This is a genomic window from Streptomyces caatingaensis (genome assembly GCF_001187435.1).
GTDB classification, from domain to species: domain Bacteria; phylum Actinomycetota; class Actinomycetes; order Streptomycetales; family Streptomycetaceae; genus Streptomyces; species Streptomyces caatingaensis.
This window is the reverse complement of the sequence record NZ_LFXA01000017.1, coordinates 315,176-337,387: the sequence shown is the minus strand read 5'-3', so window position 1 is coordinate 337,387 and position 22,212 is coordinate 315,176. Positions and strand designations below refer to the sequence as shown.

22 protein-coding genes and 2 tRNA genes are annotated in these 22,212 nt (G+C 73.0%); 7 read left to right on the top strand and 17 right to left on the bottom strand.

Features of this window, described 5'->3' with window-relative positions:
• Positions 1–62: 62 nt before the first annotated feature.
• Both pdxS and AC230_RS23880 read right to left on the bottom strand, forming a co-directional pair.
• Positions 63–974: a pyridoxal 5'-phosphate synthase lyase subunit PdxS gene (gene pdxS / locus AC230_RS23885; RefSeq protein ID WP_049718380.1), complete on the bottom strand. Its 912-nt coding sequence runs from the start codon at positions 972–974 to the stop codon at positions 63–65.
• A 323-nt stretch (positions 975–1,297) separates the two neighbouring features.
• Positions 1,298–1,852 (bottom strand): hypothetical protein, encoded by a 555-nt coding sequence (locus AC230_RS23880; protein ID WP_049718379.1) that lies wholly within the window; start codon positions 1,850–1,852, stop codon positions 1,298–1,300.
• Positions 1,853–2,066: 214 nt separating this feature from the next.
• On the opposite strand from AC230_RS23880, the gene AC230_RS23875 reads away from it, so the two are divergent.
• Positions 2,067–2,789, top strand: a complete 723-nt coding sequence (locus AC230_RS23875; RefSeq protein ID WP_053161391.1) for a VC0807 family protein — start codon at positions 2,067–2,069, stop codon at positions 2,787–2,789.
• A 253-nt stretch (positions 2,790–3,042) separates the two neighbouring features.
• On the opposite strand, the gene AC230_RS23870 is transcribed toward AC230_RS23875, so the two are convergent.
• Genes AC230_RS23870 through pgsA form a run of 3 tightly spaced genes read right to left on the bottom strand, consistent with a single transcriptional unit; the run spans position 3,043 to position 5,932 of the window.
• Entirely contained in the window at positions 3,043–4,245 is a 1,203-nt protein-coding gene (locus AC230_RS23870) for a glycosyltransferase family 4 protein (RefSeq protein ID WP_049718378.1), read from the bottom strand.
• The gene (locus AC230_RS23865; RefSeq protein WP_078871531.1) at positions 4,242–5,270 is read right to left on the bottom strand and encodes a phosphatidylinositol mannoside acyltransferase; all 1,029 of its coding nucleotides are present in this window, start codon (positions 5,268–5,270) and stop codon (positions 4,242–4,244) included. The genes AC230_RS23870 and AC230_RS23865 overlap by 4 nt, the downstream gene beginning before the upstream one ends.
• Complete coding sequence (gene pgsA, locus AC230_RS23860) at positions 5,267–5,932, bottom strand: phosphatidylinositol phosphate synthase (protein WP_049718377.1); 666 nt, start codon at positions 5,930–5,932, stop codon at positions 5,267–5,269. Before pgsA ends, AC230_RS23865 begins: the two co-directional genes overlap by 4 nt.
• Before the next feature lie 309 nt (positions 5,933–6,241).
• On the opposite strand from pgsA, the gene AC230_RS23855 reads away from it, so the two are divergent.
• Both AC230_RS23855 and AC230_RS23850 read left to right on the top strand, forming a co-directional pair.
• Complete coding sequence (locus AC230_RS23855; protein ID WP_049718376.1) at positions 6,242–8,446, top strand: elongation factor G-like protein EF-G2; 2,205 nt, start codon at positions 6,242–6,244, stop codon at positions 8,444–8,446.
• Between the two features lie 165 nt (positions 8,447–8,611).
• A complete protein-coding gene (locus tag AC230_RS23850) occupies positions 8,612–10,261 on the top strand; it encodes a hypothetical protein (RefSeq protein ID WP_049718375.1) in 1,650 nt (549 codons plus the stop codon).
• Positions 10,262–10,271: 10 nt separating this feature from the next.
• Here AC230_RS23850 and AC230_RS23845 read toward each other — a convergent pair whose 3' ends face one another.
• The 6 genes from AC230_RS23845 to AC230_RS23820 form a co-directional block, all read right to left on the bottom strand.
• The gene (locus AC230_RS23845) at positions 10,272–11,426 is read right to left on the bottom strand and encodes a YncE family protein (protein ID WP_049718374.1); all 1,155 of its coding nucleotides are present in this window, start codon (positions 11,424–11,426) and stop codon (positions 10,272–10,274) included.
• A gap of 32 nt (positions 11,427–11,458) precedes the next feature.
• Positions 11,459–12,250, bottom strand: a complete 792-nt coding sequence (locus tag AC230_RS23840; protein ID WP_049718373.1) for a polysaccharide deacetylase family protein — start codon at positions 12,248–12,250, stop codon at positions 11,459–11,461.
• 63 nt (positions 12,251–12,313) lie between these two features.
• Complete coding sequence (locus AC230_RS23835; protein WP_049718372.1) at positions 12,314–12,877, bottom strand: HIT family protein; 564 nt, start codon at positions 12,875–12,877, stop codon at positions 12,314–12,316.
• Positions 12,878–13,011: 134 nt separating this feature from the next.
• Positions 13,012–14,991, bottom strand: coding sequence for a threonine--tRNA ligase (gene thrS, locus AC230_RS23830; RefSeq protein WP_049718371.1), 1,980 nt, complete (start codon positions 14,989–14,991; stop codon positions 13,012–13,014).
• A gap of 84 nt (positions 14,992–15,075) precedes the next feature.
• Positions 15,076–16,230: a hypothetical protein gene (locus AC230_RS23825; RefSeq protein ID WP_049718370.1), complete on the bottom strand. Its 1,155-nt coding sequence runs from the start codon at positions 16,228–16,230 to the stop codon at positions 15,076–15,078.
• Positions 16,230–16,808, bottom strand: coding sequence for a DUF4365 domain-containing protein (locus AC230_RS23820; protein WP_049718369.1), 579 nt, complete (start codon positions 16,806–16,808; stop codon positions 16,230–16,232). The genes AC230_RS23825 and AC230_RS23820 overlap by 1 nt, the downstream gene beginning before the upstream one ends.
• 167 nt (positions 16,809–16,975) lie before the next feature.
• Between AC230_RS23820 and AC230_RS23815 the strand changes: the two genes are divergently transcribed.
• Positions 16,976–17,701, top strand: coding sequence for an exonuclease domain-containing protein (locus AC230_RS23815; protein ID WP_049718368.1), 726 nt, complete (start codon positions 16,976–16,978; stop codon positions 17,699–17,701).
• A gap of 55 nt (positions 17,702–17,756) precedes the next feature.
• Here AC230_RS23815 and AC230_RS23810 read toward each other — a convergent pair.
• From AC230_RS23810 to AC230_RS23800, 3 genes are all read right to left on the bottom strand, one after another.
• Positions 17,757–17,828: transfer RNA gene (locus AC230_RS23810), tRNA-Val, on the bottom strand.
• 62 nt (positions 17,829–17,890) lie between these two features.
• A complete protein-coding gene (locus tag AC230_RS23805) occupies positions 17,891–18,352 on the bottom strand; it encodes an SRPBCC family protein (RefSeq protein WP_049718367.1) in 462 nt (153 codons plus the stop codon).
• Positions 18,353–18,415: 63 nt separating this feature from the next.
• Positions 18,416–18,490: transfer RNA gene (locus tag AC230_RS23800), tRNA-Val, on the bottom strand.
• A gap of 299 nt (positions 18,491–18,789) precedes the next feature.
• Here AC230_RS23800 and AC230_RS23795 point away from each other — a divergent pair.
• A complete protein-coding gene (locus AC230_RS23795; protein WP_004942301.1) occupies positions 18,790–19,203 on the top strand; it encodes an SsgA family sporulation/cell division regulator in 414 nt (137 codons plus the stop codon).
• Positions 19,204–19,435: 232 nt separating this feature from the next.
• Complete coding sequence (locus tag AC230_RS23790) at positions 19,436–19,999, top strand: CGNR zinc finger domain-containing protein (protein WP_049718366.1); 564 nt, start codon at positions 19,436–19,438, stop codon at positions 19,997–19,999.
• 31 nt (positions 20,000–20,030) lie between these two features.
• Here AC230_RS23790 and AC230_RS33175 read toward each other — a convergent pair whose 3' ends face one another.
• The gene (locus AC230_RS33175) at positions 20,031–20,183 is read right to left on the bottom strand and encodes a hypothetical protein (protein ID WP_198535596.1); all 153 of its coding nucleotides are present in this window, start codon (positions 20,181–20,183) and stop codon (positions 20,031–20,033) included.
• A 59-nt stretch (positions 20,184–20,242) separates the two neighbouring features.
• Positions 20,243–20,671: a hypothetical protein gene (locus tag AC230_RS23785; RefSeq protein WP_049718365.1), complete on the bottom strand. Its 429-nt coding sequence runs from the start codon at positions 20,669–20,671 to the stop codon at positions 20,243–20,245.
• Positions 20,672–20,836: 165 nt separating this feature from the next.
• On the opposite strand from AC230_RS23785, the gene AC230_RS23780 reads away from it, so the two are divergent.
• Entirely contained in the window at positions 20,837–21,355 is a 519-nt protein-coding gene (locus AC230_RS23780; protein WP_049718364.1) for a DsbA family protein, read from the top strand.
• Here AC230_RS23780 and AC230_RS23775 read toward each other — a convergent pair.
• Positions 21,352–22,173, bottom strand: a complete 822-nt coding sequence (locus AC230_RS23775; RefSeq protein ID WP_049718363.1) for a GNAT family N-acetyltransferase — start codon at positions 22,171–22,173, stop codon at positions 21,352–21,354. The two genes, AC230_RS23780 and AC230_RS23775, sit on opposite strands and share 4 nt — an antisense overlap.
• Between the last annotated feature and the right edge of the window lie 39 nt (positions 22,174–22,212).

Genomic DNA, 22,212 nt, shown 5'->3' with positions numbered 1-22,212 from the left:
GTGGAACGGCCCGGTGGACGGTCCGCCCGTACCGCGGACCGCCCACCGGGGGAACGGCCGGACTACCAGCCGCGGTTGGCGTACCGCTCGGTCTCGGGGAGGGTGTCGCAGTTGATGCCGACCATGGCCTCGCCCAGGTTGCGGGAGGCGTCCGCGATGATCTTGGGGTCGTCGTAGAAGGTGGTCGCCTTCACGATGGCCGCCGCCCGCTTGGCCGGGTCGCCGGACTTGAAGATGCCCGACCCGACGAAGACGCCCTCGGCGCCGAGCTGGCGCATCAGCGCGGCGTCGGCCGGGGTCGCGACGCCACCGGCGGAGAAGAGGACCACCGGCAGCTTGCCCAGCTCGGCGACCTCCTTGACCAGCTCGTACGGGGCGCGCAGCTCCTTGGCCGCGGCGTAGAGCTCGTGGTTGTCGAAGCCGCGCAGCCTGGCGATCTCGTTCTTGATCTGGCGCAGGTGGCGGACGGCCTCGACGACGTTCCCGGTGCCGGCCTCGCCCTTGGAACGGATCATGGCCGCGCCCTCGGCGATGCGGCGCAGGGCCTCACCGAGGTTGGTGGCACCGCAGACGAAGGGGGTGGTGAACGCCCACTTGTCGGAGTGGTTGACCTCGTCGGCCGGGGTGAGCACCTCGGACTCGTCGATGTAGTCCACGCCCAGCGACTGCAGGACCTGGGCCTCGACGAAGTGGCCGATGCGGGACTTGGCCATGACCGGGATGGAGACGGCGTTGATGATCCCCTCGATCATGTCCGGGTCGGACATGCGGGCCACGCCGCCGTCCTTGCGGATGTCGGCGGGCACCCGCTCCAGCGCCATCACCGCGACCGCGCCGGCGTCCTCGGCGATCTTGGCCTGCTCGGGGGTGACGACATCCATGATCACGCCGCCCTTGAGCTGCTCGGCCATGCCGCGCTTGACGCGTGCGGTGCCGGTCTCGGGGTTCGGGAGCGTGCTGGGGGTGGACACGATGTGACCTCACTATCCAGGGCGGTGATGCTGCGGCGTCCGGGCAGTGGCGCCGCAGCGTCATCAAAGCCGCCCGGCCGGTGCGGGAAAAGGGCCAATTCGGGGCCGGTGGCCTGCAGGGGCGGCCCGGTCCGGAGGTCCCGGCCCTCTCCGGCCGGGGCCGGGCCCCACTGCCGCATCCCGGCGGCCCGCCGTGCGCGGCCGGTGCGGGAGCCGCTCGCGGCCGTCCCGGTGGCCCGTGGTGTTCCGCCGGCCCGTGGCGTTCCACGACCCCCGGTGATCCGCCGATCAGTGGTGATCCGCCGACCGTGGTGAGGGGACGGCCGTCAGCGGGCCGCGCGGCCGTCGAGGGCCGCGGGCGGCTCGTCGTCCATCTCGAAGGCCATCGGGAAGGGGGCGTGCCCGGCCAGCCGGAACCAGCGCACCACCCGGTGCCGCCGCACCGCGCGCGCCGCGCGCACCGCGTCGTTGTGGAAGCGCCGCGCCATCGGCACCCGGCGCACCGCCCGGTCCAGCTCCCCCAGCGACTCCTCGCCGCCGGGCGCCTCCCGGACGGCCGCCGCCTGCGCGGCCTCGGCGAACACCGCGCGCAGCGCCTGGCTCAACTCGCTCTCGGCGACCTCCCGTTGTTCCTCCTCGGCCTGCCGGGCGGCGTGCGCGGCCTGGTAGAGGACGATCGAGGCGGCCGGGTCGAGGACGCCCGCGGTGGCGACCTCCTGGGCGACCGAGGCGCGGCGCAGCAACTGCGCGTCGAGCGCGGCCCGCGCGGCGTCGATACGGCTGTGCAGCCGGTCCAGCCGCCCGGCGGTCCAGCTGAGGTAGACGCCGACGAGGACCAGGGCGGCGACGATCCAGAAGGAGATCCACAGAGAACCTGTCACGCCGGGCCACAGTACCGGCCCCGTTTCCCCGCCCCGTCCACCCTCGGGTGGAGGCCGGGTGGACGGCCGCCGGAAGAATCGACCCTGGCTCCGATCCGCCTCCACCCGCCTGCTCCGTAGCGTCATGGGTGGCAGGTCACGGCCGTTCCCACGGGGGGAGCGACGGCCCGTGGCCACCGGCGAGGCGAGGGGAAGTCCTACCGTGCAACCGACCGTGCAAGCCGAAGCACCGCGCGCCCGGCGCGCCGTGGTCACCACCGTCGTCACCACGCTGATCCCGACGCTGGGCGTCGCGGTGGCCCTGCCCCTGGCGCTCTACTACGTGCTGCGCTGGCAGGGCGTCGCCCAGTGGCAGGCGCTGCTGCTGAGCAGCGTTCCTCCCGTCATACAGGCCGTGGTCGAGGCCGTCCGCCACCGGCGGGCCCGCTTCTTCGACCTGCTGGTGGTCGTCCTGCTCCTCGTCTCCGCCGTCACCTCGCTGATCAGCGGGGATCCCAGGGTGCTGCTGCTCAAGGACGCCGCGCTTCCGGCGGTGCTGGGGCTGTGGATCGCGGGCACCCTGCTCGCGGCCCGGCCGTTCGCCTTCCAGTTCGGCCGGCAGCTGCGCTCGGCCACGGCGGACGAATCGGCCGAGCGGCGCTGGCGGCGCGATCCGGAGTTCCGGCGGGCGTTGCGCTCGCTGACCCTGCTGTGGGGCGCGGCGGAGCTGCTGGACGCGGCGCTGAGCGTGGTGGAGGCGGTGTCCCTCCCCGTGGACGTGGTGCCGGTGATCGGCCGCTCCCAGTCGCTGGGGATCCTGGCGCTGGTGGTGATAGCCACCGTCCGGCGCAGCCGGCGGTTCCGGGAGCGGCACGGCGTCCCGCTGTTCGGCCTGACGGCGGAGGCGACCGGGGAGCCGCCGGTGCCGGGGACGGCGCCGGATCCCTCCCGGAGTTGAGGCCCGGAGCGGGCGCGCGGGGTCGGGGGGAGATGGGGCCCGGGGTCAGGGCCCGGGGTCAGGGCCCGGGATCAGGACCCAGGATCAGAGCCCGGGTCCGGGCCCGGCGTCAGGATCCGGCGTCAAGGCCCGGGCCCGAGCCCGGAGTTGAGGTGGGGCGAGGGTGCGCACCCGGCGGGGCGCACCCGGCACGCACCGGTCTTGGAGGCCCGGGGCCCCGGGCCGTCCGCGGCCGGAGGGCCCCCGGCCGCGCTCAGTCGCGGGCCAGCCCCCACCGCGCCCACAGCCCCGTCCGCTCGTCCGTGGCGACGGACGCGGCTCCCGCGGTCACCGTCTCGTAGACGGCGAGGATGTCGGCTCCGACCGTCGCCCAGTCGAAGCGCCGCACGTGGGCGCTGCCCCGCTTGCTCAGCTCGGCCCGCCGGCCCGGGTCCCCGAGCAGCCGCAGGGCCGCCGCGGCCAGCGCCTCGGAGTCCTCGTTGGCGAACAGTTCCCCGGCCGCGCCCCGGTCGAGGACCTGGACGAAGGCGTCCAGATCGCTGGCGAGGACGGGTGCCCCCGCCGACATGGCCTCGACGAGGATGATGCCGAAGGACTCGCCGCCGGTGTTGGGCGCCACATAGACGTCCACGCTGCGCAGCAGACGGGCCTTGTCCTCGTCACTGACCATGCCGAGGAATTCCACGGCCCCCCGGGCCTCGGGCGGCAGTGCAGCGACGGCCTCCTCCTCGTCACCGCGGCCGGCCACCAGCAGCCGGGTCCCGGGGCGCTCGGCGAGGATCTTCGGCAGGGCGCGCATCAGGACGGGCAGGCCCTTGCGGGGCTCGTCGATCCGGCCGATGAATCCGATGGTCGCCGGGCGGTCCGGGTCCGGGGGGCCGTCGGGGCCGTGGCCGTTGCCGGTCCACTCGGGCCGGGGCTCGGCGCGGGCGAAGAAGTCCACGTCGACGCCGTTGGGGATGACCACCGCGTCCCCGCCCAGGTGCTCGACCAGGGTCCGGCGGGCGTATTCGCTGACCGCGATCCGGGCGCTGATCTTCTCCAGCGCCGGCTGGAGGATCGGATAGGCCGCGATCATGGCCCGCGAGCGCGGATTGGAGGTGTGGAAGGTGGCGACGATCGGGCCCTGGGCGGCCCAGCAGGCGAGCAGCCCCAGCGAGGGAGAGGTGGGTTCGTGGATGTGGATGACGTCGAAGTCGCCCTCGTGCAGCCAGCGGCGGACGCGCGCGGCCGACAGGAAGCCGAAGTTGAGCCGGGCCACCGAGCCGTTGTACGGCACGGGCACGGCCCGGCCGGCGGAGACGACGAAGGGGGGCAGCGGGGTCTCGTCGTCCGCGGGGGCGAGCACGGAGACCTCGTGCCCCAGCCGGATCAGGTGCTCGGCCAGGTCCCTGATGTGGAACTGGACGCCCCCGGGCACGTCCCACGAGTACGGACAGACGATCCCGATCTTCACGGCGTCCCCGTTCCCGTGCCCGTCGTCGTTCCCGTACCCGTCGTCCCGGTGTCCATCGTCCCCGGGCCTGTCGCCCCCGTACCCGTCGTCCCGGTGTCCGTCGGTACCCCCGTGCCCCGTCCCGCCGGGGCGCCGCCCTGCCGGGGAAGGTCGGCGAGCCAGAGGCGCTGGAGCATGTGCCAGTCCTGGGGGTGCTCGGCGATGCCGGAGGCGAAGGCGTCCGCCAGGGCCTGGGTCATGACGGCGGCCTTCTCCGGCCGGGTGCCCGTCTCCGGCATCTCCACCGGCGGGTGCACCCGCCCCTTCATCACCGGCGAGTCGTCGTACCAGAGGGTCACCGGCAGCAGCACGGCACCGGTCTGCACCGCCAGCCGGGCCGGCCCGCCCGGCATCTTGGCGGCCTCCCCGAAGAACTTCACCTCTATGCCGTGCGCCGACAGGTCCCGGTCCGCCACCAGGCAGACCAGCCCGCCGGCCCGCAGCCGCCGCGAGAGCGTGCCGAAGGCCGAGCCGCCGGCATGCGGCAGCACCTCCATGCCCAGCCCCTCGCGGTAGGCGACGAAGCGGTCGTAGAGCGACTCCGGCTTCAGCCGCTCGGCCACCGTCGTGAACGGCACCCCCAGCCGGGAGGTCACCCAGGCACCCGCCATGTCGTAGTTGCCCATGTGGGGCAGGGCCAGCACCACGCCGCGGCCGCGGGCCAGCCCCTCCTCCAGGTGGTGCAGGCCCTCGGGTTCGAAGGAGGTCCGCATGCGCTCCCGGCTCCAGGCCGGAAGCCGGAAGGACTCCATCCAGTAGCGCATGTACGAGCGCATGCCCAGCCGGGAGAGCCGGGCGAGCCGGGGCGGGGAGGGGTCGGGGACGACCCGGGCGAGGTTGGCCTCCAGCCGCAGCACCCCCTTGCCCCGCCGCCGCCAGGCGACATCGGCGATCTCACGGCCGAGCCGCGCCGCCACCGGTTCGGGAAGCCGCTTGACCGCGCCCCACCCCAGTCCGTACAGCGCGTCGGTCAACTCGTCCTTCACCGGGCGTCTCCCCCTCCCGCCAGGGTCGCCGCGTCCGCCTCCGCCGCCTCACGGCGCACGGTGACCACGCGCTGAATCAGAGTGATCAGGCTGCCGGCCGCCACGATCCACAGGGCGATGGGCAGCAACACCTGGATGCCGGGCACCCCGAACTTGTGCAGCCCGGAGAAACCGCAGGCCACCAGCGAGATCACCAGGCGTTCCGCCCGTTCGACCAGGCCGTTGACCTTCACCGGCAGCCCGATGCTCTCACCCCGCGCCTTGGTGTACGACACCACCTGCCCGCTCGCCAGACAGAAGATCGCCACGGCGCACAGGGCGATGCTGTGCCCCTCGTAGCTGGCGTACCACAGCGCCAGCCCGCCGAAGATCGCCGCGTCGGCGACCCGGTCGAGCGTGGAGTCCAGGAACGCCCCCCAGCGGCTGGAGCGGCCCAGTTGCCGCGCCATGTTGCCGTCGACCAGGTCGGAGAAGACGAACAGCGTGATGGTGACCGTGCCCCAGAAGAACTCCCCCTGGGGGTAGAAGACCAGCGCCCCCGCCACCACCCCACCGGTGCCGATGAGGGTCACCGCGTCGGGGCTCACGCCCAGTCGGATGAGCAGGGCGGCGAACGGCGTGAGAACACGCGTGAAGAACGCACGCGCGTACTTGTTCAGCATGGCCTTCCCGGAGGGTCGTGTGCGGGCCGGGTGGTCGATCAGCCACCGGCTGGCCCATCGTAGCCAGGCGGCGGGGACCGGCCGCGCGCACACCGCGCACCGCGCCCGCGCCCGGCTCCGCCGCGGCCGCCCGCCGCCCGCCCGCGGCCGCCACCGGCGCCCGCCACCCGGATGGACGCGCCCGGGGAGGGCGCCCGGCGGCCCCGCACGCCGGGGCGGACGGTTGCGCCTGCGTGTGCGACGTATGGACGCAGCGTGACCGCGGTGGAAAGCTCGAAGGACGCAGGTGTCAACCGGAAGGCGGGACACATGGGCGACAAGACCACCCACCCTGGAGCCGCCGGCAGAACAGCGGCGGCCGACCGGCCCGGCGGCATACGCAACGTCGTACTGGTCGGCCACAGCGGCTCCGGCAAGACGACCCTCGTGGAGGCACTGGCCCTGGCCACCGGGGCGGTGACCCGGGCGGGCCGGGTCGAGGACGGCGGCGCGGTCTCCGACTACGACGAGATCGAGCACCGCCAGCAGCGTTCGGTGCAGCTCTCCGCCGTCCCCGTGGAGTGGGCCGGCATCAAGATCAACCTGCTCGACACCCCCGGCTACGCCGACTTCGTCGGTGAGCTGCGGGCCGGGCTGCGGGCGGCCGACGCCGCGCTCTTCGTCGTCTCCGCGGCGGAGGGCGCCGAGGGCGTCACCGGGGCCACCCGCACCCTGTGGGAGGAGTGCGCGGCCGTGGGCATGCCGCGCGCCATCGTGGTGACGCACCTGGAGGCGGCCCGGGCGGACTTCGACACGATGACGGAGACCTGCCGCGCCGCCTTCGGCGGCGACTCCCCCGACAGCGTGCTGCCGCTCTACCTCCCCCTGCACGGCCCCGAGGGCCCCGACGGGCACCGCCCCGTCACCGGCCTCGTCGGCCTGCTCTCCCAGCGCCTCCTCGACTACTCCTCCGGCGAACGCACCGAGACGGCCCCCGGCCCCGAGGAGCAGCGCCGGATCGACGACGCCCGCAACCGGCTCATCGAGGGCATCATCGCCGAGAGCGAGGACGAGACCCTGATGGACCGCTACCTCGCGGGGGAGGACATCGACGTCAAAACCCTCATAGAAGACCTCGAACGGGCCGTGGCGCGCGGCTCCTTCCACCCCGTCCTCGCCGCCGCCCCGGCGCCCGACGGCTCCCGCCAGGGCCTGGGCACCGTCGAGCTCCTGGAGCTGGTCACCGGCGGCTTCCCGACCCCTCCCGAACGCACCCCGCCGCCGGTCACCGCGCTCGACGGCACCCCCCGCCCCGCCCTGGCCTGCGACCCGGCCGGTCCGCTCGTGGCCGAGGTCGTCAAGACCTCCTCCGACCCCTACGTCGGCAGGATCTCCCTCGTCCGCGTCTTCTCCGGCACCCTCCGCCCGGACGAGACCGTCCACGTCTCCGGCCACGGCCTGGCCGACCGCGGGCACGAGGACCACGAGGCGGACGAACGGATCGGCGCCCTCTCGTCCCCGTTCGGCAAGCACCAGCGCCAGATCCCCCAGGCCGTCGCCGGCGACGTCGTCTGCGTCGCCAAGCTCTCCCGCGCCGAGACCGGCGACACCCTCTCCTCCCCCGCCGACCCGCTGCGCATGGAGCCCTGGTCCATGCCCGACCCCCTGCTGCCGGTCGCCATCGCGGCCCACAGCAAGGCCGACGAGGACAAGCTCTCCCAGGGCCTCGCCCGCCTCGTCGCCGAGGACCCCACCATGCGCCTGGAGCACAACCAGCACACCCACCAGGTCGTCCTGTGGTGCCTCGGCGAGGCCCACCGCGACGTCGCCCTGGAGCGGCTGCGCACCCGCTACGGCGTCCAGGTCGACGTCGTCCCGCACAAGGTCTCCCTGCGCGAGACCTTCGGCGGCAAGGCGTCCGGGCGCGGCCGGCACGTCAAACAGTCCGGCGGCCACGGCCAGTTCGCCATCTGCGAGATCGAGGTGGAGCCGCTCCCGGAGGGCTCCGGCATCGAGTTCGTGGACAAGGTCGTGGGCGGCGCGGTGCCCCGGCAGTTCATCCCCTCCGTGGAGAAGGGCGTCCGCGCCCAGGCGGCCAAGGGCGTCGTCGCCGGGCATCCGCTGGTGGACGTGCGGGTGACCCTCCTCGACGGCAAGGCGCACTCGGTGGACTCCTCGGACGCGGCCTTCCAGACCGCCGGCGCCCTCGCCCTGCGCGAGGCGGCCGCCGAGGCCCGGATCCACCTCCTCGAACCGGTCGCCGAGCTCCGGGTGCTGGTGGCCGACGAGTACGTGGGCCCGGTCATGAGCGACCTGTCCGGCCGCCGCGGCCGGGTGGTGGGCACCGAGCAGTCACCGGGCGGACGCACCCTGGTCCGCGCCGAGGTGCCCGAGCTGGAGATCGGCCGGTACGCGGTGGACCTGCGCTCCCTGTCGCACGGCACCGGGCGGTTCAGCCGCTCGTACGCGCGGCACGAGCCCATGCCCCCGCAGCTCGCCGACCGCATTCGCGAACAGGCGGAGAACGGGGCATAGTTCACAAGCCGCCCGTCCCAACTCGCTTGGGACGGGCGGCTTTCGGATCTCCCGCCCACACGACCGTCCACACCGATACGCTGGACCGGCGGCCCCCGGCAACTGCCCCGGCAGGGCACCGGAGTCGGGCCGTGGCAGCAGCAGCGCGCGGCCTGGGGGGCAGCAGTGACAGACGGGTTCGACTTCAGCCCGGGCGCCCAGATCCCCATCTCGGGCGGAGCCGGCCAGACCGCGGCGACCCAGGCCCTCGCCTCCGCCGCCTACCGCGACGGCCCCGTCGACGAGCTCCTCAAGGCCAACTCCGACTGGGCCACCTCCTCCGTCAAGGCCCCCCGCATCTCCCTCTTCGAACCCAACCTCGGCGAGGCCTTCTCCCGCGCCGTCCAGCAGCGCATGCTCGGCGGCGGCCGCAAGCCCCTCATCCAGGCCTTCGGCATGGAGCCCCAGGTCATCGTCGAGCACTGCCTCGCCGCCAGCCGCATCCGCAAACAGCGCGACGCCCGCCTCACCGTCATCATGGCCGTCTTCGGCCTCCTCTTCCTCCCCGGCGTCCTCCTCTGGCTCGGCGTCTTCCAGCTCCGCCGCACCATCGCCGGCGCCCAGAACAAACGCGCCGGCGCCCTCGGCACCGCCCTCCTGCTCGCCCTCGGCGTCTTCGCCGTCATCTTCCTGATCAAGCTGCCGTTCAGCGGCCTCCTCGGCCTCTACCTGCGCGCCATGCTCGTCGCCCCCGTCATCGGCTGGGCCTGGGCCAAGACCGTCTGCGAACGCACCGCCAAGGACCTCCGCAGCCGCTGGACCGGCCTCCTCGACGGCGGCGGCATCGGCGCCAAGATCCCCGAGGCCGTCCCCAAGAACCCCGGCGAGAGCGCCGCCGAACAGCTCCGCCAGAACCTCGAACGCCTCTCGGCCGAGCAGAAGAGCAACATCGTCTTCTACGCCGGCCCCAAGGGCATACTCGGCATGGGCACCCGCTGGGGAAGCTGGCAGCTCGCCGAGGACCTCGCCCCCGCCGACCCCGACAAGGAGATCGAGCCCTTCCGCAGCTGGGACATCATGCGCGCCGTCCACGACCGCCTGCTCCAGCTCGAACGCACCCCCGTCAACACCGGCGGCCTGCCCGCCCCGTTCGTCGAGCACTGGGTCGTCTCCCCCGTCGGCGAGGGCGCCGGCGCCGTCTCCCGCCCGGCCGGCAGCGAGGAGACCTTCCAGCTCAGGGGCGCCGCCCTCCAGAAGATCTGCGACGAACAGCACTTCGGCAGCGGCAACCGCCACTACCTCGGCGTCCAGTTCGTCCTGTGGGACGGCCAGTTGGTCATCACCCTCCTGGTCAACGTCACCGTCCTCCACAAGACCCTGCGCATCGAGGTCACCGGCCACGCCCTCGGCCCCATCCACCCCGTCTTCAACGGCAAGCCGAAAAACCGCACGAAGACCTTCCGCAAGGGCCTCAAGTTCTGGGAGACCTGGGAGCGTCAGCTCCCCGTCGTCGAGGCCCGCGAGGTCGTCCGCCTCGCCGCCCGCGCCCCCCTCACCTACTACCCGCCCCTCCTCGAATACTGGGGCGGCAAGCTCAACCTCCCCGAGCCCTTCGGCCTCCGCCACGCCTGGGCCGACAAGCCCTGGCGCCACCGCTTCATGGCCGACGACGCCCTGCGGGCCGCCACCCCCGTCCTCCGCGTCGTCCACGAGGCCGCCCTGCAGTTCCTCGCCGAGAAGAACGTCAACACCGAACGCTTCGCCGGCCGCGCCGGCAACCTCAGCGGCGCCGTCCAGGACCCCGCCCCCCGCCAGGCCGACGTCTACAACGCGTAACCCCCGGACGTCACCGGAAGATCCCCGTGTGCCCCAGCGAATACCGCCCCGGCTGCGGATACACCGCCAGCCCGTGCGGCCCCGCCCCCACGGGGATCTTCGCGATCTGATGCCCGTCCGTCGTGTCGATCGCATACACCTCGCTGTTGTAACGCCCCGACAGCCACAGCACCTTGCCGTCCGCCGACACACCCCCCATGTCCGGACTGCCGCCCTCCGGCAGCTCCCACTTGTGCACCAGCTTCCGGCTCGCCAGGTCCAGCACCGAAATCGACCCCTCGCCCCGATTCGAGATGTACATCGACTTCGAGTCCCGGCTCACATACAGCCCATGCGCCCCCTTCCCCGTCGGCATCAGCCACGGCTCCGTGAACTTGTCCCCGTTCAGCACCCACAGCCCGTCGGCCATCATGTCCGCGATGTACCACGTCCTCCCGTCCGACGAGATCTTCACGTCCTGCGGCATCGCCCCGTCGAACGGCAGCTTCTGCTGCCCGATCACCTTCATCCGCGCCGTGTCCACCTTGAGCAACTCCCCCGAGAACTCACAGGAGACGATGAAGTACCGCCCGTCCGGCGAGAAATCCGCGTGATTCACCCCCAGACAGCTCACCGGCACCGTCTTCTTCCGCGCCATCGTGTGCGCGTCGCGGAACACCAACTCCCGGTCCATCGACGCCATCACCACCGCGTACTTCCCGTCCGGCGTGAAGTACAGGTTGTACGGGTCGTGCACCGGAACGGTCTTGCCGGCCCTCCCGGTGGCCGGATCGATCGGCGTCAGCGTGTGCCCCCGGTCGTTGTTCACCCACAGCGTCTTCAAGTCCCAGGACGGCACCACGTGCTGAGGCTGCGACCCCACCGGAATCGTCTCGATCACCTTGTACGTCTTCGGATCGATGACGCTCACCGTGTCGGACTCCGTGTTCGGCACGTACACCCGCGACGGAAAGTCCTTCACCACCGGCGACAGCATGTTCGGCCGGTCCGCCGCGTACACGTCGTGCGGGTCCAGCAGCGGCGGCATCCCCGGCAGCCCCTGCGGCACACCACGAGCCGCACCCTGCCGCTGCTTCTGCGCCTGCGGCCCGGCCGCCTCACTGCCACTGTCACCACCACAGCCGGACACCGCCAGCAGCACGCACCCGGCGGCCAGCAACGCCATGCGACGGAATCGTCTGTACGGGAACCGAGTCATCAGGTCAGCAGCTCCGAAGTCGTCACCGCACGCAGACCGCGCCGGTGCAGGCCGTCCAGGATCGCGGGCAACGCGGCCACCGTGCCCGCGTGCCCGAAGTGCAGACTCACCACCGAACCCGGCCGCACCCCGTCCAGCACCGTGCGCCGCACCGCCGCCGCGCCCGGGTCGGTGAAGTCCAGAGAGTCCACGTCGTACGACAGAACATGCGGATACCCCGCCTTGCGCGCCAGACGCACCACCTGCTCCGTGGCCACCCGCGCCTTCGACGGACGGAACCAGCGCCCGATGCTCCCGGTCAGCCGACGCAACCGGTCCGCGCACTGGGTGATCTCCGCGTACGCCGCCTTCGCGTCCAGCGCGCAGATGTCCAGGTGCCGCATGGTGTGATTGCCCAGCTCGTGCCCGCCGTCGAGCACCCGGCGCGCGAGCCGCGGCTGGGCGTCCAGCCAGTCCCCCACCGCCAGCACGGTCACCCGCGCCCCCGCCCGCTCGGCCTCCGCGAGACAGCCCGTGGCCGTCCCCGCGTCCCCGCGGCCGTGAAAGGTGAGCGCCACCGCCTTGCGGGCGCGCGGCCCGTGCTCGATCTGCGCCGGCAGCCCGGCGGGCAGAGCGGGCAGGGCGGGTACGCGCCCGGCGGGTACGGGCCGCACCGACGGGCTCCCCGAGGGCCGCCCTGCCGACCTGGGCGGCCGCCCGTCGTCACAACCGACGAGCGGTGCCCCCGCCACCGTGGCGAGGGCACCGCTCGCGGCCGCGCGCAGCACGGTTCGGCGGTGAACGAAGGTCACCGCTCCATTAGAGCCGTTTTGTCTGATTTAGGGGTGATTTTCCGAGTTTTTACTGTGCGCGTGTCACGCGCTCCCCGGCCAGACGTCGGCCAGCATCTTCCGCGTGTCGGCGAGGAGTTGGGGCAGGACCTTCGTGTGGCCGACGACCGGCAGAAAATTGGTGTCGCCGCCCCAGCGGGGTACGACGTGCTGGTGAAGGTGCGCGGCGATGCCCGCGCCCGCGACCGAGCCCTGGTTCATGCCGATGTTGAAACCGTGCGCACCGGAAGCGGCCCGGAGCGCCCGCATCGCCCGCTTGGTGAAGTCCGCCAGCTCGGCCGTCTCGGCCTCGTCCAGCTCGGTGTAGTCGGCGACGTGCCGGAACGGGACGATCATCAAGTGGCCGCCGTTGTAGGGGTAGAGGTTGAGCACGGCGTAGACGCACTCGCCCCGGGCGATGATCAGCCCGTCCTCGTCCGACTTCTCCGGAATCGAGCAGAACGGGCAGCCGTCGCCGGCACCCGGGCCGCTGGGCTTGTTCTCGCCTTGGATGTACGCCATCCGGTGGGGCGTCCACAGTCGCTGGAAGGCGTCCGGGCTCCCGACTCCGATCTGCTGCTCCGGCTCACTCGTCATGGTGAGCAGCATATTCCGTGGCGGGGACGCGGTGAGGGGCGGCCCTTGCGGGCCGCCCCTCCGACCCCGCGGACGCGGGGGCCACATCCACCGAGCCCTGCTCGGCTGCATCGAGCGTGGATCACCCCCGCACGTGCGGGGACAGGTCACACCTGAACGCGGCGCTCCACCACATCGACGAGCTCGGCGATGGCCTGGTCGCGCGGAATCCCGTTCTTCTGCGAACCATCGCGGTAGCGGAACGACACCGTGCCCGCGTTCATGTCATCGTCGCCGACGATCACCATGAACGGCACCTTGGACTTCTGCGCGGTGCGGATCTTCTTCTGCATGCGGTCGGAGGACGAGTCGACCTCGACCCGCAGGCCCTTCTTCCGGGCCTCCGCCGCGAACTCCTCCAGGTACTCGACGTGCGCGTCGCCGATCGGGATGCCGACCGCCTGCACCGGGGCCAGCCACGCCGGGAACGCACCCGCGTAGTGCTCCAGCAGCACGCCGAAAAACCTTTCGATACTCCCAAAGAGCGCCCGGTGGATCATGACGGGCTGCTGGCGCGAGCCGTCCGCCGCCGTGTACTCCAGACCGAAGCGCGCGGGCTGGTTGAAGTCGACCTGGAGGGTCGACATCTGCCAGGACCGGCCGATCGCGTCGCGCGCCTGCACCGAGATCTTCGGGCCGTAGAACGCGGCGCCGCCCGGGTCCGGGACCAGCGGAAGGCCCTGCTTCTCGGCCGCCTGGCGGAGCGCCTCGGTGGCCTCCTCCCACGCCTCGTCCGAGCCGATGAACTTGTCCGACTCGGGGTCGCGGGTCGAGAGCTCCAGCTCGAAGTCGGTCAGGCCGTAGTCGCGCAGCAGGTCCAGCACGAAGGTGAGGAGCGTGTCGAGCTCCTCCGGCATCTGCTCCTTGGTGCAGTAGATGTGCGAGTCGTCCTGGGTGAAGCCGCGGGAACGGGTCAGGCCGTGGACGACGCCGGACTTCTCGTAGCGGTAGACCGTGCCGAACTCGAACAAACGCAGCGGCAGTTCACGGTACGAGCGCCCGCGCGACTTGAAGATCAAGTTGTGCATCGGGCAGTTCATCGCCTTCAGGCGGTAGTTCTGCCCGTCGAACTCGATGGGCGGGAACATGCCCTCCGCGTAGTGCGGCAGGTGCCCCGAGGTCTCGAAGAGGTGTTCCTTCGTGATGTGCGGGGTGTTGACGAACTCGTAGCCGGAGTTCTCGTGCACGCGGCGCGAGTAGTCCTCCATCTCCTTGCGGATCACGCCACCCTTGGGGTGGAAGACCGCGAGGCCCGGGCCCAGCTCGTCCGGGAAGGAGAAGAGGTCCAGCTCGGCGCCGAGCTTGCGGTGGTCGCGGCGCTCGGCCTCGGCCAGGAACTCCAGGTACGCCTTGAGCTCGTCCTTGGTGGGCCAGGCGGTGCCGTAGATGCGCTGGAGCATTTTGTTCTGCTCACTGCCGCGCCAGTACGCACCGGCGGGGCGCATGAGCTTGAACGCCGGGATCACCCGGGTCGTCGGCAGGTGCGGACCTCGGCAGAGATCGCGCCAGCACAGCTCGCCGGTCTTGGCGTCGATGTTGTCGTAGATGGTGAGCTCGCCGGCGCCCACCTCGACGCTCGCGCCCTCCTCCTGGGCCGCCGAGCCCTTGAGGCCGATCAGCTCAAGCTTGTACGGCTCGTCGGCGAGCTCCTCGCGGGCCGCCTCGTCGGTGACCGCCCGGCGGGAGAACTTCTGCCCCCGCTTGATGATCTCCTGCATCCGCTTCTCGATGAGCTTGAGATCCTCGGGGGTGAACGGCTTCTCGACGTCGAAGTCGTAGTAGAAGCCGTCCTTGACGGGCGGGCCGATGCCCAGCTTGGCCTCGGGGAAGAGCTCCTGCACGGCCTGGGCCATGACGTGCGCGGTGGAGTGGCGCAGGATGTCGAGGCCGTCCTTGGAGGTGATCTCGACGGGCTCGACCTCGTCGCCCTCGGCGAGCTCGTACGCGAGGTCCTTGAGCCGGCCGGCGACGCGCGCGGCGACGACGGAACGCTCGCCGACGAAGAGGTCCGCCGCCGTAGTGCCCGTCGTCACCACGCGCTCTTCCCGCTCGGAATCGCGTTGGATGATCACACGGACGTCTGACACCGGACTCTCCTGACTCAGAGGACGCTGCAGCGGACGCTGCGCGTGGTGAATCGTACCGAGCCGGGTGCCCTGGTCGCGAAACAGTTACCCCTGGCCCTCCCGCTCCTCGAAGAGGTCGAGCTGGGTGTGGAGGGACTTGAGCAGCTGTTCCCGTTCGGCCTCGTCCACCCGTACGGGCCGGACGCCCCCGGCCGCGGTGAGCCTGCGGAAGCCTCCGCCGCTCTCCAGCCGTCCGGCGATCCGCACGGGCAGGCCCATGAGGTGGGCGTGGCCGGCGACGCGGTAGTCGTCCTCGCCGACCTCGGCGCGCACCTCGGCGACGTCGGCGCCGTCGAGGACCCTGAGCCGCAGGGCGCCGGGGCCGCCGGGGGTGTCGCGGTGGAGGTGGACGACGGTGCCGGTGAGGCGTACGGGCAGGGGCGGCTCGTCGCGCAGGTAGCGGGCGCCGGCCGCGCGCAGGACGGGGAGGTCGCCGGGGGTGAACTCCACGGGTTCCGGCCGGGCGGCGAATCCGGGCGGCGGGCCGGCCGCCGGAGCCCATGCGACGTGGACGCGGATCCCCTCCGAGCCGCCGACGAGGGCGACGAGGGCCTCGGTGAGCTCGCGGCACACCCCCGCCTCGACGGCGGCGGCGAACGCCTCGGGCCTGCCGGTGGCGCGTTCGTAGTCGGTGGCGTCCCGGGTGGCGTGCAGGGCCCTGAGCAGCGCTCCCACGGCCGGCCTGCCGTACGGCTGGTCGGGGCCGGCGGGGGCGAAGACGGTCAGGTCGCGGGCGCCGTGCTGGGGGCCGACGAGGAGGTGGGCGAGGGCGGCCTCGGCGGGGCGGCGGTGGCGGGCGCCGTGGTAGCCGGCGGTCTCCCGGGTCGCGAGGTGGCCGGCGAGCAGGAGGGCGCGGGCGCCGGAGCGCAGCCGTTCCTGGGCGGCCCAGACGGCGGCGGGCGGGCCGGGGTCGGGGATGTGCCGGTGCCAGTGGATCTCGTCGCTGGGGGTGCGGAGGGCGATGAGGATGAGGCGGGCGGAGGGGGCGGGGCTGTGTTCGAGGGCGGCGAGGGCCTCGGCGAGGAGATCGGCGCTGTCGGGGAAGCCGGCGGTCGCGGGGACGAGGAGGCTGGTGCCGGAGCCGTCCGGGGGTGTCCAGCGGCCGTAGCGGCCGCCCGCCCCGCCGTGCCGCCGCCAGCCGTGGCGGGTGAGCAGCGCGCCGAGGACCGCGGGGTCGGGGGTGTCGGCCGGCGGTCGCATCAGGGTCTCCCTCCCGCCCCGACGCGGGTCATGATCTCGCAGAGGGCGTGGTCGTCGAAGACGTGCGCGGTGGGGATGCGGACGGTGGTTCTGCGCCGGCCGGTGACGGGGTGTCCGGCGAGGTTGGCCCAGTAGCAGCAGTGGCGTACTTCGAGGCGGTCGTGGCCGGCGCGCAGCCAGTCGGCGGGGGTCCGGGGGACGAGCATGACGACGAGGATCTTGTGGACGGCGGCGGGGGTGCGGGCGAGTTTGGCGAGGTGGTCGTTGTCGAGGGTGAAGGGGAAGGTCAAGCCGCCCTGCCGGGGGCCGAGTTGGTAGGTGCACTTGAGCTGGACCTTGATGGTGACCTCGTCGTCGGTGGTGTGGCCGGGGGCGCTGTGGCTGACGTGCCAGTCGATGCCGTGGTCGGGGAAGGGCTGGGCGAGCGTGCAGCCGGCGGCCGCGGCGACGGCGTGGAGGTAGCCGATCTGGAGGGTCTCCATGCAGGCGGTGGTGGCGAGGGCGCCGCGGTGGGGCGGGGGCCCCGAGGGCAGCTCCCCGGCCGGGGCGGCCGGTTCGGGCTGCGCGAGCGACGGCATGTCCGAAACACCTTCCGGGGAGCGCGTCGGTTGGTCCCTACACGGGTGTTGTCTCCCGCCGAACTCCTTCGCAAACAAGGGCGGTTCGGGCCGCGAGGGGAGAGGGTATCACTCGACGGAGGGAGGGGAATCACGCCATTTTCCGCGCGAGCGCGAGGAGTTGTGACATGCCGTGCTGGTTCGAGGGGCCGCTCGCGGCGTTCGACACGGAGACCACCGGGGTCGATGTCGAGCGCGACCGGATCGTATCCGCGGCCCTCGTGGTGCAGTCACAGGCGGGGGCCTCGCCGGTGACCACCCGTTGGCTGGTCAACCCGGGGGTGCCGGTGCCGGAGGGCGCGACGGCGATCCACGGGCTGACCGACGTCCATCTGCAGCGGTACGGGCGGTGGCCCGCGCCGGTGATGGAGGAGGTGGGACGGGCGCTGGCGGAGCAGTCGGCGGCGGGCACCCCGCTGGTGGTGATGAACGCGCCGTTCGACCTGACGCTGCTGGACCGGGAGTTGCGCCGGCACCGGGCGTCGTCGCTGGCGGCGTACCTGGGCGCGGCGCCGCTGTGCGTACTGGATCCCTGGGTGCTGGACAAGCACCTGGACCGGTACCGCAAGGGCCGGCGGACGCTGGCGGACCTGTGCGCGCACTACGGGGTGGAGCTGGCGGGGGCGCACGACGCCGCGGCGGACGCGACGGCGGCGATGGCGGTGGTGCGGGCGATAGGCCAGCGTTTCGCGGTGCGGCTGGAGCGGCTGAGCGCGGCGGAGCTGCACACGCGGCAGGCGGTGTGGCACGCGGCGCAGGCGCGTGGCCTGCAGGCGTGGTTCGCGCGCAACGGGTCGGAGGAGGAGTGCGACCCGGCGTGGCCGTTGCGCACGGAGCTGCCGTCGGCGGCGTGAGGAGGGGCCAACGCAGCGAGCCGGTCCGTCTGTTGACGGACCGGCTCGGTTGCCGTGGGCGATACTGGGATCGAACCAGTGACCTCTTCGGTGTGAACGAAGCGCTCTCCCGCTGAGCTAATCGCCCGGGATTTCCCCGGGGTTTCCCCCGGCGACGCACTGAACAATACAGGTCGCGGCGGTCCGCCATCAAATTCCGGCCGCCGGGCGCTCCAGCCGGCGGCGCAGGCCGCGGCGGCCGCGGCGCATGACCCAGGAGTGGGCGGCACGGAAGACGGGACGGGCGAGGGGCGCCCAGCGCCGCATGCCGGGGTCGCGGAGCTCCACGTCCTGTTCGAAGCGGGCGCGGCTGCCGGTGCCGTGCGGAAGGACGCTCCAGCGGACGCGGCCTGTCAGGTCGCCGTCGAGGGCGGCCTCCAGGACGCGGGCGCGGGGGTCGCGGCGGCGTTCGCGGGCGGTCAGCCGGAGCTCGTGCGGCAGGAAGGAGCGGACGCCGAGGGTGCCGCTGTGCCGGTCGAGGCGGGCGCAGGAGATCTGGGGCCACCAGGCGGGGTAGTCCTCGACGGCCTCGAGGGTCGCGTAGACGGCGTCGGGTGCCGCGTCGAGGTCCCAGTGGCCGTGGAATCGGTAGCGGTGGCGCTGCGGGGCCATACGGACCAGCGGACAGGAAAAGACCCGGGGTCCGCAAGGCGTACCTCGCGGACCCCGGGTCCGTGGTGGGCGATACTGGGATCGAACCAGTGACCTCTTCGGTGTGAACGAAGCGCTCTCCCGCTGAGCTAATCGCCCGGGCGCACCGCAAACATTACCGCATGTCAGAGGGTGCGCCGAACCACGTTTCCGGCCGTCGCGGCCGCCGGCGGGCACCCCGCGACCCTCCGTCACTCTCCGTGGTGACGGACGCGGGGCGGCCGCGTTGACGGAACTCACCGGTTCGGCCGTACCGGTGCGGGACCGACTCGGCCGTACGAGGTATCCGAAGGGCCCCAAAACGGTCAGAGGGGTTTACAACGGCACCGTAGGTGGCATGTCGATTTCGCCGACGTGCGAATCCCCGAGCGCACACTGAGCGAAAGGCCCTGGCGCTTATGAACACCACGGTCAGCTGTGAGCTGCACCTGCGCCTCGTTGTGTCGAGCGAATCGTCACTGCCTGTACCCGCAGGTCTGCGGTACGACACCTCCGATCCGTATGCCGTACACGCCACCTTCCACACCGGAGCCGAAGAGACGGTCGAGTGGGTCTTCGCCCGGGATCTGCTCGCCGAGGGGCTGCACCGGCCCACCGGCACCGGCGACGTCCGCGTCTGGCCGTCCCGCAGCCACGGTCAGGGCGTCGTGTGCATCGCGCTCAGTTCTCCCGAGGGCGAGGCCCTCCTGGAGGCTCCGGCGCGAGCCCTGGAGTCGTTCCTCAAGCGGACGGACGCCGCCGTTCCGCCCGGCACCGAGCACCGGCACTTCGATCTGGACACCGAGCTCTCCCACATCCTGGCCGAGAGCTGAGGCCACGAGGTTCCGGCCCGGCGCGCCGCCCACTCGGGGAGGCGGCGCGCACCCCGTTCCACCGACACCGTCGTTCTCGCACTCGTCCGTACCCCTTCGCACCGAGCGTTCCGGCAGCGCCGTCACCGCGGATTCGTCCGTGGTGACGGCGCTGCCGCCCGTGGAGCCAGTAAGGTCGGGCCCGCAGTCGAACAATTGCCGCCCTACCGGCCGGGCCAGGGAGCGAACAACCGTGCTGATCAACCACGACACCCGGTGTGCGCTCGACGCCGTCGTCGACCTGCTCAACACCGGGCCCGGCGGGGCGGAGCCGGCCGGGGACGCCCTGGCGGACGTGGCGGCGCTGGGTGCCTTCGTCGAGCGGCACGCCATCAGCGGGGTCGGCGAGCTGGGGCAGGACGACCTGGTGGCCGTGCGGGCGCTGCGGGAACGGTTCGCCCGGATCTTCGACACGGGGGGCGCCTCGGAGGCGGCGGAGCTGCTGAACGCGCTGGTGGCGGAGGCGGGGACGACGCCGCGGCTGACGGACCACGACGGCTACGACTGGCATGTGCACTACTTCGCGCCGGGGGCCTCGCTCGCCGAGCACCTGGCGGCGGACGGGGGGATGGCGCTGGCGTTCCTGCTGGTGGCCGGTGAGCTGGAGCGGCTGCGGCGGTGCGGTGCGCCGGGCTGCGGGCGGGCGTTCGTCGATCTGTCGCGCAACCGGTCGCGGCGCTACTGCGACGGCCGCACGTGCGGCAACCGGCTGCACGTGGCCGCGTACCGGGCGCGGCGGCGCGGAGCGGGGGACTGAGCGGGCGGGACGGGGCGGGCGGCACCGCGGTTCACCACCGGTAGAGGTCGTGGACCGCGGTCCCGAGTATCAGGGTCGCCACGAAGGCGAGGAAGAGCATCAGGGGCGGCTGGGAGAGCGCGAAGAGACAGCCCCTCGGCTCGTCGGACAGGTCTGCGGTCAGGTCGGCCGGTTCGTCGTTCATCTCCGGCAGATCATGGCGCAGCGCGCTCCGTCAACGGGGCGTCCGTGTGGAGGTGTTCGTCAGATCCCGTGCTTTTTGAGGATTGCCTCGATGTCGGAGAAGTCGTCCCCGGTATCCTTCCGCCCCTTCGTGCCGGCGGGCTTGGGGGTGCGGCCGGGGCCGAGGGAGGGGGCGGACGCGGCCGGGGCGACGGCGTCGGGGCCGGCGCCGGCCCTGCGGCCCTTGCGGCCGGTGCCGCGGCGCTCGGCGGCCCTGGTGACCAGGAAGAGCAGGGCGGACAGGGCGAGGACGCCGAAGCCGGCCCAGACGGTCGGCTTGAGGGCGAGGTCCTTGACCCAGTCGATGATCCCGGTCATGACGAGGCCGAGCGGGATCAGCGCGTAGGCGGCGATGCGGGCGGCGGCGAGGAAGCGCTTGCGGTAGGCCGTCAGCAGGGCGATCCCCAGGCCGCCCGCGGACACCGCGGCGCATACGGTCGAGGTCAGCATCCGGTCCTCCTGCGGTGGTGGGTTCTGCGTCCATCCTGCACCGGCGGCGTGCGCGGGTGCCACGGCCGGGCCGGCGGATCGGGGAGAACTCCGGGTCGTCCCGGGGTGCGTCTCCTCCCCGGGACCGAGATCCCCTCCCGCCCGGCGGGCTGGGAGACTGGTCGCATGAGCGAGACCAACACCGCCGCCGCCCCGTCGTCCGTGGTCCTGGACGTGTGGTGCGACCTGGCGTGCACCGACTGCCGTGCCGCCCTGGAGGACCTGCGGGCGCTGCGCGCCCGTTACGGCGACCGGATGGAGATCCGGCTGCGGCACTTCCCGCTGGCGAAGCATCCGCACGCGTACGCCGCGGCGCAGGCCGCCGAGGAGGCGGCCGTGCAGGGCCTGGGCTGGCCGTACGCGGAGGCCGTGCTGGCCCGGGCCGAGGAGCTGGCCGGGCGCGGCGAGAAGCTGCTGGTCGCGGTGGCGGAGGAGCTGGGGGTGGACGCCGGGGAGGTGGACACCGCGCTGATCGACGGGCGGCACATGCTGGTCGTGGACGCCGACCAGGCCGAGGGCAAGGCGATCGGGGTGACGGGCACGCCGACATATGTGATCGGTGGTGAGCGGCTGGACGGCGGGGAGTCCCGGGAGGGGCTGCGGGAGCGGGTCGAGGAGATCGCGGACCGGCTGCTGGGCGCCTAGAGCAGGGGTTTGGAGAGGCCGATGGCGTAGGGCCGGTAGCCCAGGGAGGCGTGGAGCCGGCGGGCGGGGGTGTTGCCGGCGGCCACGGAGAGGGCGAGCCCGCCCAGGCCGAGGGCGAGGGTTTCGCGCTCGGCGGTGAGCATGAGGGTGCGCCCGTGTCCGCGTCCGCGGTGTTCGGGTGCCACGTGCACGTCGACGACGTAGCCCGACTCGCCGCGCCGTTCGAGCCAGAGGGTGCCGACGTCGGTGCCCCGGTGGGCGAGGACGCGGACGACGGGGCCGGGGGTGGCGTGGCCGTGCGGGAAGGCCCTGGCGTGGACGCGGGCGCTGAGGGCGGCGGCTTCGCCGGGGGTGAGGCCGCGGGCGGTCCAGGTCTCGGCGTGGGCCGCCTGCCGGGCCGCGAGCCAGGCGGGGAAGGCGGTGGCGTCCAGGGGGCGGGGGGAGTCGTCCGCCGGCAGGGCGGGCGGGTGCGTGAGGCGCTTGGCCAGGGAGCGGGCGTGCTCGGTGTAGCCGAGGGCGGTCGCGAGGCCGAGGGCGGGGCGGGCGTCGGCCGGGACGGCGGCCTCCACCCAGCGGCACCCCCAGGCGCGGAGCACCTCCTCGGCGGCGAGCGCGGCGACGGTGCCGCGCCCGCGGTGCCGGTCCGGGGGGTCGACCTCCAGCCGGTCTATGCGGCCGGCGGGGCCCTTGGCGCCGGGGTCCGTGCTGAGGAGGACTCTGCCGACGGGCCGGCCGTTGACGCAGATGTCGTAGGTGCGGGACCGGGCGCCGTCGTGGGCGCGCCGCTCGGGCGCGGTGGGCCGCAGGGTGGTGGTCACGGGGGTGTTCTACCCGTCCCCGGCCCGGCGTGTCGCGTG

What these genes read in the sequence shown, in the direction of transcription:
- AC230_RS23855 (WP_049718376.1), top strand. Translation starts at nt 6,242, where the DNA reads ATGGGCGACAAGACCACCCACCCTGGAGCCGCCGGCAGAACAGCGGCG.
- AC230_RS23825 (WP_049718370.1), bottom strand. Translation starts at nt 16,230, where the DNA reads ATGCGACCGCCGGCCGACACCCCCGACCCCGCGGTCCTCGGCGCGCTG.
- AC230_RS23845 (WP_049718374.1), bottom strand. Translation starts at nt 11,426, where the DNA reads ATGGCGTTGCTGGCCGCCGGGTGCGTGCTGCTGGCGGTGTCCGGCTGT.
- AC230_RS23795 (WP_004942301.1), top strand. Translation starts at nt 18,790, where the DNA reads ATGAACACCACGGTCAGCTGTGAGCTGCACCTGCGCCTCGTTGTGTCG.
- AC230_RS23815 (WP_049718368.1), top strand. Translation starts at nt 16,976, where the DNA reads ATGCCGTGCTGGTTCGAGGGGCCGCTCGCGGCGTTCGACACGGAGACC.
- AC230_RS23785 (WP_049718365.1), bottom strand. Translation starts at nt 20,671, where the DNA reads ATGCTGACCTCGACCGTATGCGCCGCGGTGTCCGCGGGCGGCCTGGGG.
- pgsA (WP_049718377.1), bottom strand. Translation starts at nt 5,932, where the DNA reads ATGCTGAACAAGTACGCGCGTGCGTTCTTCACGCGTGTTCTCACGCCG.
- AC230_RS23780 (WP_049718364.1), top strand. Translation starts at nt 20,837, where the DNA reads ATGAGCGAGACCAACACCGCCGCCGCCCCGTCGTCCGTGGTCCTGGAC.
- AC230_RS33175 (WP_198535596.1), bottom strand. Translation starts at nt 20,183, where the DNA reads ATGAACGACGAACCGGCCGACCTGACCGCAGACCTGTCCGACGAGCCG.
- AC230_RS23820 (WP_049718369.1), bottom strand. Translation starts at nt 16,808, where the DNA reads ATGCCGTCGCTCGCGCAGCCCGAACCGGCCGCCCCGGCCGGGGAGCTG.
- AC230_RS23805 (WP_049718367.1), bottom strand. Translation starts at nt 18,352, where the DNA reads ATGGCCCCGCAGCGCCACCGCTACCGATTCCACGGCCACTGGGACCTC.
- AC230_RS23835 (WP_049718372.1), bottom strand. Translation starts at nt 12,877, where the DNA reads ATGCTGCTCACCATGACGAGTGAGCCGGAGCAGCAGATCGGAGTCGGG.